This is a genomic window from Sphingomonas sp. S-NIH.Pt15_0812 (genome assembly GCF_003951315.1).
Classification (GTDB): Bacteria; Pseudomonadota; Alphaproteobacteria; order Sphingomonadales; family Sphingomonadaceae; genus Sphingomonas.
On the sequence record NZ_QLJH01000025.1, the window covers coordinates 21,134 to 39,805 of the forward strand.

The 18,672-nt window shown below is 69.5% G+C and carries 14 protein-coding genes, 1 tRNA gene and 1 other RNA gene; 8 read left to right on the forward strand and 8 right to left on the reverse strand.

All coding sequences use genetic code 11. The features are described from left to right. Window positions 1-20: 20 nt before the first annotated feature. Window positions 21-387: a transfer-messenger RNA gene (gene ssrA, locus BRX43_RS15095) on the forward strand. A 253-nt stretch (window positions 388-640) separates the two neighbouring features. On the opposite strand, the gene BRX43_RS15100 is transcribed toward ssrA, so the two are convergent. From BRX43_RS15100 to BRX43_RS15110, 3 genes are all read right to left on the reverse strand, one after another. Continuing rightward, window positions 641-2,008 carry an HlyD family type I secretion periplasmic adaptor subunit gene (locus BRX43_RS15100; RefSeq protein WP_125995926.1) on the reverse strand — a complete coding sequence of 456 codons (1,368 nt, stop codon included), beginning with the start codon at window positions 2,006-2,008 and terminating at the stop codon, window positions 641-643. After that, window positions 2,005-3,726 carry a type I secretion system permease/ATPase gene (locus BRX43_RS15105; protein WP_125995927.1) on the reverse strand — a complete coding sequence of 574 codons (1,722 nt, stop codon included), beginning with the start codon at window positions 3,724-3,726 and terminating at the stop codon, window positions 2,005-2,007. The genes BRX43_RS15100 and BRX43_RS15105 overlap by 4 nt, the downstream gene beginning before the upstream one ends. Window positions 3,727-3,965: 239 nt before the next feature. After that, a complete protein-coding gene (locus BRX43_RS15110) occupies window positions 3,966-6,758 on the reverse strand; it encodes an endonuclease/exonuclease/phosphatase (protein WP_241214980.1) in 2,793 nt (930 codons plus the stop codon). A 330-nt stretch (window positions 6,759-7,088) separates the two neighbouring features. On the opposite strand from BRX43_RS15110, the gene BRX43_RS15115 reads away from it, so the two are divergent. Further along, window positions 7,089-7,718 carry a PEPxxWA-CTERM sorting domain-containing protein gene (locus BRX43_RS15115; protein WP_164523629.1) on the forward strand — a complete coding sequence of 210 codons (630 nt, stop codon included), beginning with the start codon at window positions 7,089-7,091 and terminating at the stop codon, window positions 7,716-7,718. A gap of 115 nt (window positions 7,719-7,833) precedes the next feature. Next, on the forward strand, window positions 7,834-8,850 hold the full coding sequence (locus tag BRX43_RS15120) for an alpha/beta hydrolase (protein WP_125995929.1): 1,017 nt from the start codon (window positions 7,834-7,836) through the stop codon (window positions 8,848-8,850). 46 nt (window positions 8,851-8,896) lie between these two features. On the opposite strand, the gene BRX43_RS15125 is transcribed toward BRX43_RS15120, so the two are convergent. Together BRX43_RS15125 and BRX43_RS15130 are read right to left on the reverse strand one after the other, a co-directional pair. Next, entirely contained in the window at window positions 8,897-9,490 is a 594-nt protein-coding gene (locus BRX43_RS15125; protein WP_125995930.1) for a hypothetical protein, read from the reverse strand. 193 nt (window positions 9,491-9,683) lie between these two features. Continuing rightward, a tRNA-Pro gene (locus BRX43_RS15130) sits at window positions 9,684-9,760 on the reverse strand. Between the two features lie 148 nt (window positions 9,761-9,908). Between BRX43_RS15130 and yajC the strand changes: the two genes are divergently transcribed. From yajC to BRX43_RS15155, 5 genes are all read left to right on the forward strand, one after another. Then, window positions 9,909-10,247, forward strand: coding sequence for a preprotein translocase subunit YajC (gene yajC / locus BRX43_RS15135; protein WP_125995931.1), 339 nt, complete (start codon window positions 9,909-9,911; stop codon window positions 10,245-10,247). Then, entirely contained in the window at window positions 10,247-11,854 is a 1,608-nt protein-coding gene (gene secD, locus BRX43_RS15140; RefSeq protein WP_125995932.1) for a protein translocase subunit SecD, read from the forward strand. Before yajC ends, secD begins: the two co-directional genes overlap by 1 nt. Window positions 11,855-11,867: 13 nt before the next feature. Continuing rightward, a complete protein-coding gene (gene secF, locus BRX43_RS15145; RefSeq protein WP_125995933.1) occupies window positions 11,868-12,848 on the forward strand; it encodes a protein translocase subunit SecF in 981 nt (326 codons plus the stop codon). 13 nt (window positions 12,849-12,861) lie between these two features. Next, window positions 12,862-13,236 (forward strand): Mth938-like domain-containing protein, encoded by a 375-nt coding sequence (locus BRX43_RS15150; RefSeq protein WP_241214981.1) that lies wholly within the window; start codon window positions 12,862-12,864, stop codon window positions 13,234-13,236. A 138-nt stretch (window positions 13,237-13,374) separates the two neighbouring features. Further along, window positions 13,375-14,799 (forward strand): S41 family peptidase, encoded by a 1,425-nt coding sequence (locus BRX43_RS15155; RefSeq protein WP_125995945.1) that lies wholly within the window; start codon window positions 13,375-13,377, stop codon window positions 14,797-14,799. 72 nt (window positions 14,800-14,871) lie between these two features. Here the strand turns inward: BRX43_RS15155 and BRX43_RS15160 are convergent, their stop codons facing one another. The 3 genes from BRX43_RS15160 to BRX43_RS15170 are packed head-to-tail and all read right to left on the reverse strand — an operon-like array spanning window position 14,872 to window position 18,637. Continuing rightward, a complete protein-coding gene (locus tag BRX43_RS15160) occupies window positions 14,872-15,243 on the reverse strand; it encodes a YdbL family protein (protein ID WP_241214983.1) in 372 nt (123 codons plus the stop codon). Window positions 15,244-15,251: 8 nt separating this feature from the next. Then, window positions 15,252-15,410, reverse strand: coding sequence for a YnbE family lipoprotein (locus tag BRX43_RS15165; RefSeq protein ID WP_309658375.1), 159 nt, complete (start codon window positions 15,408-15,410; stop codon window positions 15,252-15,254). Window positions 15,411-15,454: 44 nt separating this feature from the next. After that, the gene (locus BRX43_RS15170; RefSeq protein ID WP_125995937.1) at window positions 15,455-18,637 is read right to left on the reverse strand and encodes a YdbH domain-containing protein; all 3,183 of its coding nucleotides are present in this window, start codon (window positions 18,635-18,637) and stop codon (window positions 15,455-15,457) included. Window positions 18,638-18,672 lie beyond the last annotated feature (35 nt).

Consider the following 18,672-nt stretch of genomic DNA (forward strand, 5'->3'; position numbering starts at 1 on the left):
CTGATTTGTGGCGAGCGAAAGGCGTTTGCATGTGCCCGCGCACGCCCTATATCGGTCGGTGCCGGCTTTGGCCGGCTATGGCGATAAATCGCGGCGTAGAATAGATGCAGCGGACCCGGGGGCGGTACCCGGCGGCTCCACCATTCGGGCCGGTCGACCATGGCTTTCAGCCATGGCTCGGGCGACCGGAATGACGGGGCCGAACTAGGATCGACGTGTATTGAAAGGCGCTGTTTTCGCTCGGAATGGGACCACCGCAACGGCCCATTACACAAGTGCCAACGATAACGAAGCACTCGCGATTGCGGCGTAACTGAGGGCCTCACGGCCTGACGTTACACCAAAATAGCGCGGTCGGACCCCACCGGGCAACAGAAGGGGATTCCAGCGGCAACCGGGAGGGCCGGGCAACAGAACCTCCCGGACCTTATCCCTTTCGAACGATACGGGTCCCGCGACGTAAAGACGTCGTGTCGGCGGCCGAGGACGCTTCCTATTCCCTTCCAGTTCCCCGGCGAAGGCCGGGGCCCAGTTGGGAAGGTGGAGGTAACGGAGCGATACGCGTCGTCCCCTATGTCCCCCAACTGGGCCCCGGCCTTCGCCGGGGAACGAAGAGTGCGGGAACGGCTGCCCCTTCCCCTCAATGCTCCCGGAACGACGACCAGAAGGCCCCGACCAGCGGCTCCAGCGCGTAATCGAGCGCGGTGCGCTTGCGCAGGGGGACCAGCACCTGGACCGGCATCCCCGCGCGCAATTTGAAATCGCGGCCCCGCACGACGTTCAGGCGGCGGAGCTGGTCGCGCGGCACCGTGACCTCGGCGGTGAAATAGCCCGCGCCGGTCTTCTCGTCGGTCACCGCATCGGCGGACAGGCGCGTGATCGTCCCCGTCAGGTCGGGCAGGGTCCGGTCGTGCAGGCTGGGGAACTTGACCAGCGCGCGTTGCCCGGTGTGCAGGTCGTCCGCATCGTCCAGCCCGATCCGCGCCTGGATGCGCAGCGGCACGCGTTCGGGCACGATGCTCATCAGCGTCTGGCCCGGTGCGATCACGCCGCCGCGCGTGAAGACGGTCAGGCCGATCACCGCCCCCGTCGCCGGCGCGCGGATGTCGGTGCGGGCAAGCTGGTCGCGCGCCGCCGCCAATTTGGGGAGCAGGTCGCCCAGCCGCGTATCGACGTCGCGCAGATCGGCGGCGGTCCGCTCGCGGAAGCTGCGTTCCGCCTCCAGCGCACCGATCTCGCTCTCGCGCGCCGCCTCGCGCGTCTGGGCGACGCTGGCGGCATATTGGCCGCGCTGTCCCATCAATTCGGCGCGCAGCCGCTCCAGCTCGCGCAACCGCGTCTGCGAGACGAAGCCCTTTTCCGCCACCGGCCGCAGCGCCGCCAGTTGCTGGTCGACCAGCCGCAACTGTTCCTCGGCGGAGGTCACCTGCGTGCCATAGCCGCGCCCCTGTTGCGCCGACTGCGCCACCCGCTGGCCGAGCGCGCCGCGCTGCGCCGACAGCGTGGCGCGCCGCGCGTCCAGTTCGCTCTGCTGCAGCTTCAGCGCCAGCGCCGCCGCCGGCCGGTCCTCCGCCGGCAGCGCGGCGAACTCGCGCGGCGGAGCGAGGCGGGCCGCGCCCATCTGCTCCGCCTCCAGCCGGGCGCGCTGCGCCAGCAGCCGGACCGCCTGCGCCGCCAGCGCGCGCTCCTGCGCCCGCACATCGGCGGCGACCAGGCGGATCAGCAACTGCCCGCGCCGGACCCTCTGCCCCTCGCGCACCAGCAGGTCGCCGACCACCCCGCCCTCGCGATGCTGCACCGCCTGGCGCTGGCCCGACACTTCGAGCACGCCCGAGGCATAGGCCGCCGCATCGAGCCGCGCGATCGCCGCCCAGCCCAGGAACAGCACGAAGAACAACGCCGCGACGATCAGCCCGACCCGGATGTCGTGCGCCGGATCGCCCAGCGCGGCGATCGCCGGATTCCGGCGTGCGCCCTCCTCGGGTGCCAAGACCAGCGGCGCGCTCATGCCGCGCCCCCCTTGGCGACGACGCCGGTGCCGGGTGGCGTCATCCGCCGCACGCCCGGCGGCGCGATCTTCGACAGCACCTCGTCCCGCGGGCCGAACAGCTCCGCCCGTCCGTCGCGCAGCACCAGGATCTTGTCGACCACCGGCAACACGCCCGATTTGTGCGAGACGATCAGGATCGTCTTGCCCGCCGCCTTCCATCGCCCGATCGCCGCGTTGAGCGCCGCATCGCCCTCGGCATCCAGATGCGCATTGGGTTCGTCGAGGATGTAGAGCGCCGGATCGCCATAGACCGCCCGCGCCAGCGCGATCCGTTGCGCCTGCCCGGCCGACACGCCGCGCCCGCCCAGGCCCAGCCGGTGGTCGAAGCCGCCGGGCAGCCGCAGGATCAGGTCCTGTGCGCCGACCATCTCCGCCGCCGCCACCACCTGCGCATCGATCGCGGCGCGATCGGCCGCCCCTTCCGTGTCGAAGCGGGCGATATTCTCCTTGATGGTTCCCTCGAACAGCACCGAATCCTGCGGCAGATAGCCGATATGCCGGGCCAGTCGCTCAGGCTCCCAGTCGTTCAGGTCGGCCGAATCGATGCGGACATGCCCCCGGTCGATCGGCAGCGCGCCCGCGATCGCGCGGACCAGCGTCGACTTGCCGGCGCCCGAGGGGCCGACGATCGCCACCACCTCGCCCGGCGCGACCGCGAAGGACACGGCGTTGAGCAGCGTCGCGTCGCGCGTGGCGTTGAGCAGGGTCACCCCCTCCAGCCTCAGGCTGCCGCGCGGCGGCGGCAATTGGGTGACGTCGGCCGCGAGCGGCGCACCGGCGAGCAGCGCATCCAGGCCGCGATAGCTGGCATGGGCCTGGGCGATCCCCTTCCAATTGCCGATCAGCAGCTCGATCGGGGCCAGCGCCCGCGCGATCAGGAAGGAGGAGGCGAAGATCGCGCCGCCCGAGATCTTGTTGTCCACCGCCAGCAGCGCGCCCAGCCCCAGCGCCAGCGATTGCAGCGCCAACCGCACGAACTTGGTCGCGGTGAAATAGCCGCCCGCGCGGAACCCCGCCTCGGTCTGCGCGACCAGCATCGCCTCGCGCTGGCGGACCTGGCGGGCGACCAGCGCGCGGCGCATCCCCAGGGCGCGCACGCTCTCCGCCGCCGCCAGCATCGCGTCCTGCGCGGCATAGGTGCGGGTCGCCACCTCCTGCGCACGGGCCATGCTCCCGCGCGTCGCCACCTCGTTGCGCCAGGCGATGGCCGGCAGGATCGCCCCGCCGACCAGCGCGACCAGCCCGATCCACGGATGGACCAGGAAGCAGACGAGCACATAGATGGGCGTCCAGGGCGCATCGAACAGCGCCAGCATCCCCGGCCCGGTCAGCACGCCGCGCATCGCGTCGAACTCGCGCATCGCCGCCCGCGCGGCCGGCGCCTCGGGCCGCGCCATGGTCGCGTCGAGCAGCAGCGGCGCGAGGTCCGCATCCAGCCGGATGCCCGCGCGCACCAGCAGCCGGCTGCGCACCCGGTCGAGCAGCGCCAGGCAGGCGAGCGCGAACAACAGGATCAGGGTCAGGAAGCCGAGCGTCTGCACCCCTTGCGTCGGCACCACCCGGTCATAGACCTGGAGCATGTAGAGCGTCGGCACGATGTAGAGCAGGTTGACGAGCGCGCTGAACCCGGCCGCGCCGAGCAGGTGGCGGCGGCACCGCTCCAGCGCGGCGCGCATCGGTCCCTGCGGCAGATGGAGCCCCCCGGGCCCGCTGGTCCTACGCATACCCACCCTTCACGTCGCCGCCGCCCGGTTCGCGACCGACCGGGCGGGAACTCCTTACTATCGCCGATCGCGTCGGATCGCCATTCGCCCGGCCATTGTCGGGAACACCGCACCACCCCGGCCTCCGCAGGGGTGGTGCGACCGGTTTCGCGACGACCTCCCCAGCGGGGAGGAACGACGTTGCCGTCAACTCAGGCCAGGTGCATCCCGTCCGCCAGCGTCGGCATGAAGCCCCAGCCGCCATGATGCGCGAAGCCCAGATCGTGGGTCGGGTCGTCAAAGGCCCGGACCGTCTCGACCTGCGCCACCGCCTCGGCATCGGCGGATGGCTTGGCGCCGAAATCGAACAGCGCCAGTTGCGGATCATGGTCGGTCGGCCGGTCGCCGCTGAACTGCGAGTTCAGGTGGACCGCGTCATATTGCGCCTTGGCCAGCAGCCCGCCGGTGACCAGGATATGGTCCAGCGCCTGCGCATTGCCGTCGAACAGATAGCTGTAGCGTTCCTCGGGCGCGAGCAGCGCGGTCGCCAGGTCGGTCAGCACCCCGCCCTTGGCCGGGTCGGTCAGCTGGGTCTGCGCATCCTCCCAGGCGAAGCCGTTCCAGTCGCCCAGCACCGCGATGTTGAGCTTGGGATCGTCGGCCAGATGCTCCTGGATCCACGCCTTCACGCCCGCCGCCTGTGCGGTGCGGGCCGCGTCGCCGGCATCGGCGGGCGGCTGGGTCGCGCCCCAGAGCGGGTCGCTGCCGCCGCGCGAGGTCAGGTGGACGTTGATCGCGGTGATCGTCTCGGCCCCGAACTGGAACTGCGCGACCAGTGGCTTGCGGCTGTTGTTATAGGCGGAGCCGGTGATCAGCTCGGCGCTGCCCTCGACATAGCTGACCCGGTCGAGATTATAGAGATAGCCGCCCCGGATATTGCCGTTCGGCTCGCCACCGGTCGAATTGGCGGTGGTCGGCGCGATCTCGACATAGCCGTAGCGGCCGCCATTGATCTTGGCGATCGCGTCGATCAGCCCCTGCGCGGTCTGCGCGCCCGACAGCGTGCCGCCCGACTGCGCGCCGTTCGCGTCCTGGATCTCCTGCACCGCCAGGATGTCGGGCGCGCGCAGGTTGTAGACGATGTCCGCCGCCAGCACGTCGTACTTGTTGTCCGACGCGTCGAGATTCTCGACATTATAGGTGGCGAGCGACAGATGCGTGGCGTCGCCGGCCAGCGCCGTCACCTCCTTCTGGAGCGTCACGTCCCGGGTCACCGTCACCGCCTCGGTCACGATCACCTCGTAACGGGCGGCGGCATAGTTGACGATGCCGGTGACGCTGCTCAGGTGGTCGCCGACCGAATAATTGGGGGTGAACCCATCATAGATGGCAGCCTTGCCCTGGAGCTGGATCTTCTCCGGATTGAAGTCGTCCTTGGCGATCGTGATGCCGCCGCGATCGTTGACCCCGGTCGCGCCCTCGCCGCCAGAGGCGACCACATCGGTCTCCTTGTAGCTGTCGCTGGTGGTGTTGGAGACGACGAGCGGATTGTCGATCGTGACGCGCATCCCCTCCAGCGATTCCCAGAAGTCGATGCCGTCGGTGGTCGGGTCGTAGCTCTTCAGCCCGTCATCGTCGATCACGCCGGTCGGCGGGGTCAGCCCGCCCTTGCCGATCAGCACTGCGTCGGGCAGCGCCTGGTCCCAGCCCTCCAGCGTCACGGTCGGCGCGCTGATCTGGGTGACGGTCAGGCCGCCGGTGCCGGCGCGATATTCGCTGACCGCGCCCTGCACGCTCACCGCATCGCCGACCAGGAAATCCGGCGCACTGTTGGTGTAGACGAAGATCGCGTCGGAGGTGCGCGCATTGCCGTCGCCCAGATCCTGCAGATAGAAGCCGTTGCCGTCGACCGCGGTGACGACGCCGCGCGTCACCACCGTCTGCCCGACATAGGCGGAGGCATGGCCCTCGCCCTGGATCTGGCCGATCTTCAGCGGCAGGATATCGTCGTTCAGGATCGTGCCGGTCGCCTTGGCCCGGTCGATCGTAGCACCGCCGGTCGCGTTCGACAGGGTGATGGAGAAGCTTTCGTTCGGCTCCGGCAGGCGATCGCCGAGCACGGGCAGCGAGATGGTCGCGCTGGTCTGGCCATCGGCGAAGCGCACGGTGCCGGTCAGCGCCATCGCGGCGAAGTCGCCCGCATCCGCGCCGCCCTCGCCGCCCGGCAGCGTGATCGCGTAAGCCGCCTCGACCGCCCCGCTCGCCCCGCCGACGCGGGTGACGGTGAAGTCGATCAGGTGCGTGCCCGCATCGCCCTCGACCACCGAGGCGTCGGCGATGCTGAGCGTGCCCGGCAAGGCTGCGCCGCCGCCGCTGGTGGTCACGCGGATATCGTCGATGCCGATCCATTCGTCGGTGCCGGCGGCGTTGGTGGTGACGATGCGGACCTGCAGCGTCGCGGCGTTGTTGGCATCGTCGGGCAGCACGACCGTGACCGGCGTCACCAGGCCCGGCGCGCTTTGCGGCGCGCTGGCATCGGCGACATAGCCGTTCGGCACGTTCGCCCAGGCGCCGCTGTCGCTCAGGCGATATTGCACCGCGATCGGCTGCACCGAGTCGTTGGCGCTGTTGTCCAGGTCGCGCAGGTTGAACGAGACGGTCACGCCCTGCCGGCCGGTGGCATCCAGGTAGAGCGCCAGATAGGGCGCGTCCGCCGTGCCCGATCCCTTGATCGCGACGGTTGGATTGCTGATCTCGAATTCGGCGACGCCACCGGTCGAGAAGGTGTCGGGCCGGGTCTGGTTGGCGTTGACGTCGGCTTCCGGTCTGGGATCGAGCGTGATCGTGCGCGGATCGATCCCCGCCCTGGAGGTCGAATCGTCGCGGCCCAGAAAGCCCATGATCGACGGCACGTTCGACCAGTCGTCGTTGCTGCGGATCAGGCTGGTGTTCGACCAGTCCTGAAACAGGTCGCCGCCGGCCAAATTCCAGTAATTCGTGCTCACGCCCACTACCCCCCTGTCGCCATGGTCCGCCCCGGCACTCCCCCGGACGGCGGATGGACGCCGCTCGACGTCCCTAACAGGTCGTTAATCTGCCCATGTGACAGAGCCGTGGCAAATCCTCATGACACCCGACATGACGATTTTCGATTCGACCGTTTTTCAGGGACATGACATTGGAATCGATGGCACTGGCGGCCCCTGTCCCAAAATGACGCAGATGTCATGGCAGCGGACATGTTTACCCGCAAAGGGCCTGCCGTAACGTCTTGGGACTGCAACATGGCGCTGGCAACGAAAGGGCCAGCATCGATCCATAAGGGGGATATCCTAATGACCCGTTTCGCCGCCATCGCGCTCGCCGCCGTCGCCACGCTATCCGCCACCACCGCCCAGGCTGCGGTGGTCGAGGTGAAGGGCGGCACCGCCAGCGCCAGCATCGCCACCTTCGGCGCGTTCGAGCAGAGCTTCAAGCCGACCGAGGATCTGCTGACCAGCTTCGCCTTCACCTTCGGCAGCACCAGCCGCACTGCCACCACCGGCTCGGTGGTCTTCTCGCTGCTCGACCAGAACAACACGGTGCTGGTGCAGGGTCGGACGACCAGCCTGACCGGCCTCGTGTTCCGGTCGCTCGGCGACTTCGTCACCGTCTTCACCGGTTCGGTGGCGGTGAGCGCCAACCAGACCTATCGCGCGGTGCTGACCTCGGACACCAGCAACGTCGTGCTCGGCTATCGCAACGGCACGGACGGCTATGCGGACGGTGCGCTGACCCGCGCCATCGACAGCGATCAGGCCTGTATTCGGTCGCCCAACCCCTGCGACGCCAATTTCCGCTTCACCACCGCAGCGGCGGCCGTGGTGCCGGAGCCGGCGAGCTGGGCGCTGATGCTCACCGGCTTCGCGCTGGTCGGCGGCGCGGCCCGCTATCGCCGCCGCGCCTCGGTGCTGCGCCACAGCTGATCTCCCGCATCGGAACGAACGGTAACGGGGGCGGCAATCCTGGGGCACCGCCGCCCCTTTGCTGTTCGGGGTCGGGCGCTATGCTGGTGCGAATCCCGCTATTGGAGAGGCGCTTATGACCGATTTCGACCCACTGCCGGCGTTCGGCCGCCGCGCCCTGCTCGCGGGCCTCGCCGCCGCCCCGCTGATCGCGACCGCCGCCCAGGCACAGACCCAGGCCCAGATTGCGTCCGGCGCCACCGGCCCCCAGGCGGGCGAGGTCCTGCCGCTCTGGCCCGGCGCCGCGCCCGGCCACCCGTCGCGCGCGCCGGTGCTCAAGATCGACCAGCGCTCCAAGTCGCCCGGCTTCGACGACCGCTGGGTGACCGGCGTGGATCGCCCCGCCCTGGCCGTCCGCCGCCCGGCCACCCCCAATGGCAGCGCGGTGATGCTGATCCCCGGCGGCGGCTATGGCTTCCTGGCCTGGGACAATGAGGGCGAGGAACAGGCCCGCTGGCTCAACGCGCGCGGCATCACCGCCTATATCCTCCTCTACCGCCTGCCCGGCGAAGGCTGGGCGAACCGCGCCACCGTGCCGCTCCAGGATGCGCAGCGCGGCCTGCGCCTGATCCGCGCGCGCGCCGGCCAGGACCGGATCGATCCGGCGCATGTCATGATCCTGGGCTTCTCGGCGGGCGGGCATCTCGCCGGCAGCCTCGCCACCCGCCATGCCGAGCGGACCTATGCGCCGGTCGACGCGGCCGACCGATTATCGGCGCGACCTGATCTGGCCGGGCTGATCTATCCGGTGGTGTCGCTGGCCGAACCCTTCACCCATGGAGGATCGCGCGACAATCTGCTCGGCCCGAATGCCGATCTCGCCGCCCGGCAGCGCGGCTCGGTCGAGCGGCTGGTCACGGCGGAGACGTCGCCGATCTTCCTCACCCATGCCAGCGACGACGGACTGGTGCCGATCGCCAACAGCCTGGCCCTCTACCAGGCGATGCTGGCGGGCAAGCGGCCGGCGACGCTCCACGCCTTCGACCAGGGCGGCCATGGCTTCGGCGTCCGGCTGGAGGCCAATGTCGCCACCGCCGCCTGGCCGACGCTGTTCGCCGGCTATGCGACGCAGCTCGGCCTGTTGCCGGGCTGAACGACAGGTCCGTCCGCCGGATCGGACCGGCGGACGGGCCCAATGCTTACTGCCCGCTCGCAACCGGCACGGGTGCGGAAATGGCGAGCGGCGGCGGCGTGCCGGTCGCGATCGCCAGCGGCACGTCCTCGTCGACGAATCCCTTGATGATCGTGCCCATCGGCACGCGCGCGCTGGTGCCGGTCATGAAGAAGCCGGCCGGCAGGAAGACGATCGCCGAGGCCGCCACCGCGCCGACGCCGCCGGCCACGCCCTTGTCGTCGAACGCGCCGCTCAAGCGGATCTGCCGGCCGTTGACCGTGGCGTAGAGCAACCGCGCGCCCAGATGCCCCGACTTGCCCCACATGCCCTTGTTGGTGACCTCGGTGACCTCGCCGATCGCCGGGCTGCCCGCCGGGATCACGGTCACGCCCTGCACCATCACCGGCTCCGCCACCTCCAGGTGGAAGCGCTGGCCGACGCGCAGCTTCTTGCCCTTGGTGGTCAGCTCCTCCGATAGGCGGAGCGGCACTTCGGTGCCGGTGCGCAGCGTCGCCGCGCTCGTGGCCGTCGCGACCGGCTGCACCGGTGCGGTCGCCGTCTGGGCCTGCGCCCCCTGCACGGACATCATCATCGCCGCGCCCAACAGGACGCGCGTCATCCTCGCCATAATCTGATTACCCCCAGGCGACTCGGCCCCATCCGAGTCGTGGCCGGCAAACTGGCACGACCGTCTGACAACGGGAAGACAGTCGGGCGGAGAACATGGACCGAAATGGTCGGACATCGCGCAGGCACCGTACACGGCGAAGGCCGTGACGCGGTTCGACTGCTGGCGATGTGGAGAAGAATATTGGTCGGGACGACAGGATTCGAACCTGCGACCCCCACACCCCCAGTGTGATGCGCTACCAGGCTGCGCTACGTCCCGACCGGAGGGCGGCTCCTACGCGCGGTCGGCGCAGGATGCAAGCGGCTTGGAGGCTGTTCCGCGACGATTGCCATAAATCGCGCCGGATGGTAGCGGCCACGCTTCATGCGCGGGGGCGTTCCCCCGCCGACCAGCCATGACGGGTCCGATGTTCATTCCCTCTGCTTACGCCCAGACCGCGGGCGGCGCCGCCGGCGCGAGCGGCATTGCGAGCTTCCTCAGCCTCGCGCCGCTGTTCCTGGTCTTCATCGTCTTCTATTTCCTGATGATTCGCCCCCAGCAGCGCCGCGTGAAGCAGCTGCAGACGGCGATCCAGGCGGTGAAGAAGGGTGACCAGATCGTCACCGCCGGCGGCATCGTCGGCCGCGTCACCAAGGTCGAGGACCTGTATGTCGAGGCGGAGATCGCCGCCAACACGCGCGTCCGCGTCGTCAAGGCGACGATCGCCGAGGTGGTCAATCCGCTCGCGAAGCCGGCGAACGACTGATGCTGGATTTTCCGCGCTGGAAGGTCTGGTCGATCTATGCGGTGCTGGCGGCGCTCGTCGCGCTGGCCATGCCGAGCGTCCTGTCGGGTATCCTGCCGAGCAACCTCGCCGCGCATCTGCCGGCGAAGCCCCGCATCAACCTGGGTCTCGACCTGGCCGGCGGCAGCTATCTGCTGCTGGAGGCGGACACGCAGGATTTGGCCAATACCCGGCTGGAGACGATGCGCGACCAGATCGCGGCCGAGATGAAGCGCGGCAATCCGCGCATCGCGATCGGCGACATCTCGACCCGCAACGGCCAGCTTTCCTTCATGCTCCGCGACTCGTCGCAGGTCGACGCGGCGCGCGAGCGGCTGCTGTCGGTGGCGGGCGGCGGGGCCGGCATGACCGGCCAGCGCGAATGGGACATCCAGGTCGTCGATTCCAGCCGGTTCGTGCTCAAGCCGACCCAGGCGGGCCTGGACCAGGCGATCAACACCGCGATGGGCGACGCGACCGAGGTCGTGCGCCGCCGCATCGACGAACTCGGCACGCGTGAGCCGACCATCGTGCGCCAGGGCAGCAACCGCATCCTGGTGCAGGTGCCCGGCCTCCAGAATCCGCAGGCGCTGAAGGACCTGCTCGGCAAGACCGCCAAGCTGGAATTCAAGATGGTCGAGGAGAATGTCTCCCCGGCCGATCTCGCCGCCAATCGCGCGCCGCTGGGCGCGCAGATCCTGACCTATGTCGATGGCGGCCCGAACGCGCGCATCGCGGTGAAGCGCTCAACCGTCATCTCCGGCGACCAGCTGGTCGACGCGACGCAGGGCTATGACCCGCAGACCAACGCGCCGATCGTCAACTTCACCTTCGACGGCCAGGGCGGCCGCCGCTTCGCCAGGACGACGACCGACAATGTCGGCAAGCGTTTCGCGATCATCCTCGACAATCAGGTGATCTCGGCGCCCAGCATCAACACGCCGATCCTGGGCGGGCGCGGCTATATCCAGGGCAATTTCACCGTCGATTCGGCCAATCAGCTTGCCATCGCGCTCCGCTCGGGCAAGCTGCCGGTGGACCTCAAGGTGATCGAGGAATCGACCGTCGGCCCCGATCTGGGCGCCGATTCGATCCGCGCCGGCCTGCTCGCCTCGGCGATCGCGGTGGCGCTGGTCGTGATCTTCATGCTGGTGACCTATGGCCGCTTCGGTTTCTACGCGAACCTGGCGGTGGTCATCAACGTGTTCGTCATCGTCGGCGTGCTGGCGGTGCTGGGCGGCACGCTGACCTTGCCCGGCATCGCCGGCTTCGTGCTGACGATCGGTACGGCGGTCGACGCCAACGTGCTGATCAACGAGCGAATCCGCGAGGAACGGCGGCGCGGGCGCAGCGTCGTCCAGTCGGTCGAGCTGGGCTATAAGGAGGCCAGCCGCACCATCTTCGAGGCGAACGTGACCCATGCGATCTCCGGTCTGATCATGCTGGTGCTGGGCTCCGGCCCGGTGAAGGGCTTCGCGGTGGTGCTGCTGATCGGCATCGTCACCTCGGTCTTCACCGCCGTCACCTTCACCCGGATGCTGGTGGTGCAGTGGATTCGCCGCACCAAGCCCAAGACGATCAACATCTGAGGCGAGCAGAACCATGAAACTCCTCAAGCTCGTCCCCGACGATACCAACATCGACTTCGTCCGCCTGCGCAAATGGGCGTTCGGCCTGACGCTGGCGCTGTCGATCCTGGCGGTCGGCCTGGTCTTCACGCGCGGCCTCAACATGGGCGTCGACTTTGTCGGCGGCCTGATGATCGAGGAACGCTTCCCCTCCCCGCCCGACCAGAACCGGGTGCGACAGGTGATCGACGGGCTGGGCGTCGGCGAGGCGGCGATCCAGCAGGTCGGCGATCCGCGCGCGCTGTCGATCCGCCTGCCGGTGCAGCAGGGCGCGGACGATGGCGCGACCAACCGCGTCGTCCGCCAGGTCGAGGCCGCATTGGGCAAGGCGTTCCCCGGCGCAACCTTCAGCCGCTATTCGACCGTATCCGGCAAGGTGTCGGGCGAGCTGGTCCAGCACGGCATCCTGGCGGTCGTGCTGGCGGTGCTGGGCATCGGCCTGTTCGCGATCTTCCGCTTCGAATGGCAGTTCGGCGTGTCGACCATCGTCGCCATCGTCCACGACCTGTTGATGACGCTCGGCTTCTTCGCGCTGACCCGGTTCGAGTTCGACCTGAACATCGTCGCGGCGGTGCTGACCATCATCGGCTATTCGATCAACGACAAGATCGTCATCGACGATCGCATCCGCGAGAATATGCGCCGCTATCGCAAGATGGAGATGCGCGACATCATCAACCTTTCGGTCAACGAGACGCTGCCGCGCACGGTGATGACCTCGGTGACGATCCTGCTCGCGCTGGTCGCGATGCTGGCGCTGGGCGGCCATGTGCTGCGCGGCTTCACCGCGGCGATGATCCTGGGCATCGTGGTCGGCACCTATTCGTCGATCTACGTGTCGTCGTCGCTGCTGATCGCGCTGGGTCTCCGCGCCGAGCCGAACCGCGAGAAGCCGGGCACGACCGACAAGACCAAGATCGACGATGCCGAGCGCATCGTCCCGCGTCAGCGCTGAGGGAAACGGCATCATGCGCATGGATCGCGGCCAGCCGGTCACCGGGCCGGAAATCCGGGGCTTTTCGGGCAACGGATACCGGCTGGACGACGTGACGGTCGCGACCGCGCTGCTGCTGACGCCGGACACGGCGATGGACTGGGCTCCGCCCGCCATCGCCGACCTGACCGTCGAGGCGATCGCGCCGCTGCTCGATCCGCTGCCCGAATTCATCCTGATCGGCACCGGCGCGCGACTGGCCCGACCGCCCCGCGCCCTGGTCGAGGCGCTCGACGCGCGCGGCATCGGCGTCGAGACGATGGACAGCCGCGCCGCCGCCCGCGCCTGGGGCGTCCTGCGCGCCGAGGGCCGGCGGCTGGCGGCCGCGCTCTACCCCACCGACGCCTGATCGTCGGCACACATCGGATAACCGCAACCGAGATCGCCCCGGATCGATAGCGGATTGCGAGTGACAAGGCCGCTTGGCCGCAATAGCCTCCTCCCCGATCAGGTGGAGTAGCGCGTGAGACACGAACGGTTCGGGGCGATGCTCGCCTTGGCAGCGATGCTGGCGGGATGCGGCGGCGATGGCGGGTCGAACGCCAGCACCTCCAGCGGGGGCAGCGCGGGCGGCGGCACCGCCGCGACGCCCGCCCCGACCGCCAGCGGCTGTTCGCTGCGCGAACGGCAGGACTGGGCGGCGGCGCAGCTGCGCGAATGGTATCTCTTCCCCGAAACGCTGCCCACCAGCCTCAGCCCGGCCGGCTATGCGACCGTCGACGATTATATCGACGCCCTGACCAAGACGGCGCGCGACCAATCCAAGGACCGCTATTTCACCCATCTCGCCTCCATCAAGGAGGAGAATGCCTATTATGACTCGGGCGAGAGCGCCGGTTTCGGCTTCCGGCTCAGCATCGCCAGTGGCAACAGCGCGCTGACCGTCACCGAAAGCTTCGAGGGCGCGCCCGCGCTGGCCGCCGGGGTCGATCGCGGTGCGCAGATCGTCGGCATCGGCACCAGCAGCAGCGACGTGCGCAGCATCGCCGCGATCACCGCCGCCGACCCGACCTATGGCATCGGCAACGCCCTGGGCCCGGACACGGCCGGCACCACCCGTGTCTTCCGCCTCCAGACCGCGAACGGCGGCACGCGGGACGTCAGCATCGCCAAGGCGGTCTATACGCTGACCCCGATCTCCAGCCGCTACGGCGTGCAGATCATCAACGATGGCGACCAGAAGGTCGGCTATCTCAACCTGCGCACCTTCATCAACACAGCCGATGCGCAGCTCCGCTCCGCCTTCGACGGTTTCCGCGAGCAGGGCATCACCAGGGTCATCATCGACCTGCGCTATAATGGCGGCGGCCTGATCAACACGGCGGAGCTGGCGGGCGACCTGCTCGGCGGCAATCGCCAGACATCGGACGTATTCCATTATACGACCTTCCGGCCGGAGAAATCGTCGAACAACGAGACCCGCTATTTCGCGCCACAGTCCCAGTCGATCGCGCCGACCCGCATCGCCTTCATCGGCACGCGCGGCACCGCCTCGGCCAGCGAATTGCTGATCAATGCCATGTCGCCCTATCTGGGCACCAGCATGGCGCTGGTCGGCACCAACACCTATGGCAAGCCGGTCGGACAGATCGCGCTGGACCGCGCGCAATGCGACGACCGGCTGCGCGTCGTCGCCATCGCGACTCAGAACAGCGCGCGCCAGGGCGGCTATTATACCGGCCTGGCATCGACCCTCGGCACCACCTGTCAGGCCAGCGACGATCTGAGCCGGCCGATGGGCGATCCCGCCGAATCCTCGACCCGGGCGGCGCTCGATTTCCTGGCCGGGCGAAGCTGCACCTCGATCACGGCGCGGAGCGGCGATGCGACCAGCTTCTCCGCCGCCGGCCGCGAACTGGTCCGGGCGGCCCGGCCGAGCGCGGCGCAGCGCGAGGTGCCGGGGCTGTTCTGATTGGATCGGCCCGACCACGCCTCCCCCTGCCGGGGAGACGTTTCGTCCCCGACCCGACGTCGCCCCGCCCCCTTACACGCAGCGCGGATCGCGATCCGGCGCAGCGGCGGTGCGCGTCTTCCAGCCGCCATCAGGCGCGCGGTATTTCTCGCCCGGCTTGGTCTGCGCGATCAGGTTGCAGCCGCTGGTGAAGGCCAGTTGCTCCACCGTCGCGCCGGTCGCCTGCGCCTTTTGCGTATAAGCCGCCTTGCGCTGGATGTTGATCGCGTTGACCAGCGCACGCAGCTCCGCCGAGCCGCTCCCGACCAAGCCCAGATAGCCATCGGGCAGCTCGCCCACCTCGCCCGCCGCGCGCGCCGCCGCATAGGCCGGATCGCGCTGCGCCCAGGCGGCGGTCGACAGGCTGGCCAGGACCACCAGGCCCGCCATCGTCATCTTCGCCATGGTCTTCATCAGAAAATCCCCGGATTCTGCTGGATCAGCGACTTGGCCTCATTGTCGAGGCGGTACACCACTTCCTGCGTGACATTGATGTTCAGGTTGATCTCGATCGGCTTGGTCGGCGCGTTCACATTGATGCAGCCGCCGGTCGCCCCGGTCAAAATCGCCATCGTACAGATCGTGATCGCTCGCATCGTCGTCAACCTGGAACGCTTCATCGCCGATTCTCGCTTACGGGGGTCTGAATGGAAAGGGGCGGCGTCGCCTTCGCCGGCGCAGACCCGGTATTTTCGGCCTTGCGCTTCTGCGCTTCGATCAGCGCGGGCAGGTTGCGCTCGACCAGCAGCTTAGGATCGTAGAAGGTGGAGACCGAGTCGAGCAGGCCGCGAAACGGCGCGCGGATGCGGATGTTGAAGGTGAAGGGCAGCTGCTGCAACCGGCGGATGATGAAATTGCTCTTCGCCCCCTGCCCCTGCTGCACGCCGGTGAAGCGGACCGCGGTCACCATGTCGCCGCCCAGCGGCCCGTCCATGTTGATCGTCAGGCTGCGATAGCGGAGCGACTTCAGCGCCTGGAACGCCAGATTGCCCCAGGTGCCGAGCTGCTTCTGCCCCAGCACCCCGACATAGGCGAGCGTGCCGCCGCCGTCGCGCACCACCAGCCGCCCGCCCTCGATCCGGCCGCCGCGATCGTCGAAGATCATCGGCAGCGTCCCGTCGAAGATGCCGGTGGCGTCGAGATTGGGAAAGTCGAACTGCTGGAGGAACTGGTCGGCGCGCGCACCGGAGACATGGAAGGTCATGCGGCGCGCCCGCTCCGCCGCGAAGTCGAGCAGCGTCGGGTCGAGCGTCAGCGCGCCACCGGCAAAGGGCCAGCGCGCATCCTCGACCTGCACGCGCACCCCGCCCAGCAGCTGGAAACGGATCACCCCGTCATTGACCGCGACGCCCGGATTGACCGTCTTCACCGTCACCACCTGTCCGGGCGGCGTGTGCAGCGCGAGCAGGTCGTCGAAGCGGATCGTGCCGGCGATGCCGGTGGCGGGACCGAAGGCGGCGGCGAGGTCGATGCCCTGGCTGGTAAAGGCACCGGTGCTCGTCACCTGGTCGCCCCAGGCGATATGGCCCGCCCCGGTCACCTTGCCCTTCACATCGGCGATCACGCCGAAGGTCAGCGGGGTTAGCAGATCGGGCCGGAATGTCTTGGTGAAGACCAGCCCCGGCACCGTCAGGTCCGCCGCACCGGTGCCGCTGTCCAACAGGTGATGCAGCGCGACATTGGCGACCGCTATATTGGTGGTCGGTTCGTAGAGCGTCCCGGCGGCGTCGATCCGGTTCCCCGCCAGCCGCAGCGTGACATCACGCCCCGCCGCCGGCTTGAAGCGCGGCGCGTCGGTCTGCGCATCGGTGACGGTCAGCGCCCCGTCCAGATCGAGCACGCCGCCCCGGAAGCGCCAGTTGCCGGTCGCATCGGACAGCAGCAACGGCACCGCGCCGATCTGTCCCGCGCCACCGGTGAACGTGCCGGCGATCGCGCCGTTCGCGATCCGCCCGGTCAGCGTCGTCGCATCGATCCGGGTCGGTCGGTCTGGCTCGCCGAGCCGCGCCTTGACGTCGTCCAGCGTGAAGCCCTGCGTCGCCACGTCGAACCGCGCCCCCGCCGCATCGATCGCCAGCGGCGTCCGCCCTATCCGGCCGCGCAGCGCGGTCGCCGCCAGCCGTGCGTCACCGGCGACGCGTCCGTCCGCCACGGCGAGCAGCGTACCGCCGGTGGGACAGAGGTTCAGGCGCGCGGGGTCGAGCGTCAGGCTGGAGATGCTGAGCCGCCGCCATCCCACGGGCACGCAGCCGGGCTCCACCTGCCAACCGCCACGCGTCCGGCGGACCGCCAGCGGCAGGCGCAGATCCTCGATCCGGCCGTTGTCGCCGAGCGGTCCGGTCAGGCGGAGGTCCGTCGCCAGCCGCGTCTCGCCGCGTCCCCCCAGCGCGAAGTTCAGCAGCGTGGCGGCCAGGCTGGCATTCCCCGCTTCATAGGCAGCGCGCAACGTCGCGGTGCCGGTCAGCCGCCCATCGCGCGCGCGCCGCCGGGCCATGATCGCGAGTTCGGGCAGGCCGCCGCCGCTGCTGGTCACCCGCCCGTCGAGATGCAGCCCGCCCGCCGGCCATCGATAGCCGAGCGCTCCCTCGGTCAGCGTCAGCCGTGCGCCGGTCGCCGCATCGATCCGCCCTGCCCCCAGCGTCACCGCCCCCGTTCCGCCTTGCAGTTCCGCCGCGAACGGCAGATGCAGGTCGAAGCGACCCGCCGCCGCCCGGCTGGCCATCACCAGACGGTCGCGCAAGGGGGCGAGCGGCGTGCCGGCAAGCGCCGGAATGCCGTCGAGCCGGGCCAGCATGGCCGGGGCAAGCGCCGCGTCCTGTGCATCGACCACCCCCTTGCCGCTGACGCCCGCCGGGCCGATCGCATAGCGCGTGTAGAGGCGCACCGTCGCCGCCCGCGCCTGTTCCATATGCAGGCCGGTGCCATGCAGGTCGGCGCGCCCGCCGGTGCCCGAGGCATCGCCGGTGAAGTCCAGCCGACCGCGCATCGCGGCGAGCGTGACGCCCTTGGCCTCGACCGCCGCGCTGGTCAGCCGCGCATCCCCCTGCCACCGGTCGAGCGCGGCGGAGAGGTCGACCGACAGGTCGGCGCGCAGATCGGCGACGCGAGTGTCGGCACAGGCCAGCCGCCCGACCCGCACCGGGCCGACCAGTTCCGGACGGGCGCGGTCGATCCGCACGTCGACCGCCGCCGACAGGTTCGTCACGGCGCAGCCCGCCAGCCTCAGGTCGGGCGCGACCGCCGCCAGCGTGCCGCGAAAGCCGTTGTCCAGCCGCCCCTTGCCGCGCAGCTTGATGCCGACCAGCCCGGCGGGCGTCGTCAGCCGGATGCGCGCGTCCGCCACGTCCACCGAAAGTCGGGGCAAGGCGAAGGGCTGGTTGCCCGACGATGGCGGCATCAGCCGGTCGAGCGCCCCCAGCCGCAGCTTGCCACCGCGAAGTTCGGCGCGCAGCCGGACATGGCCGGCGCGCACCTGCTGCACCGACACGCCGGACAGGCCGATATCGGTGCGCGTCTCGATCCAGTCGGCGACCAGGTCGGGGCGGGCGGGATCGCCGATCACGACATGGGTCAGCCGCTGCCGCCCCAGCCCCAGATCGGCGATGTCATAGCGGGCCGGAACTCCGCGCCGGACCAGCGTGTCGGTGACGAAATGGCGCAGGATCGGCCGGCGCTCGAACCACAGGCCGGAGCCGACGACGACCAGCACCGCGGTGCCGGCCAGGGCGGCGCGACGACGACGGCTATAGGGGCGGCGATTCGGCTGGATATGCTGCTCCTCCTCCACCGCGCGCGTCATCCTCCTGCCGAGCGGCGCTTCTTAAAGGCCGGAGG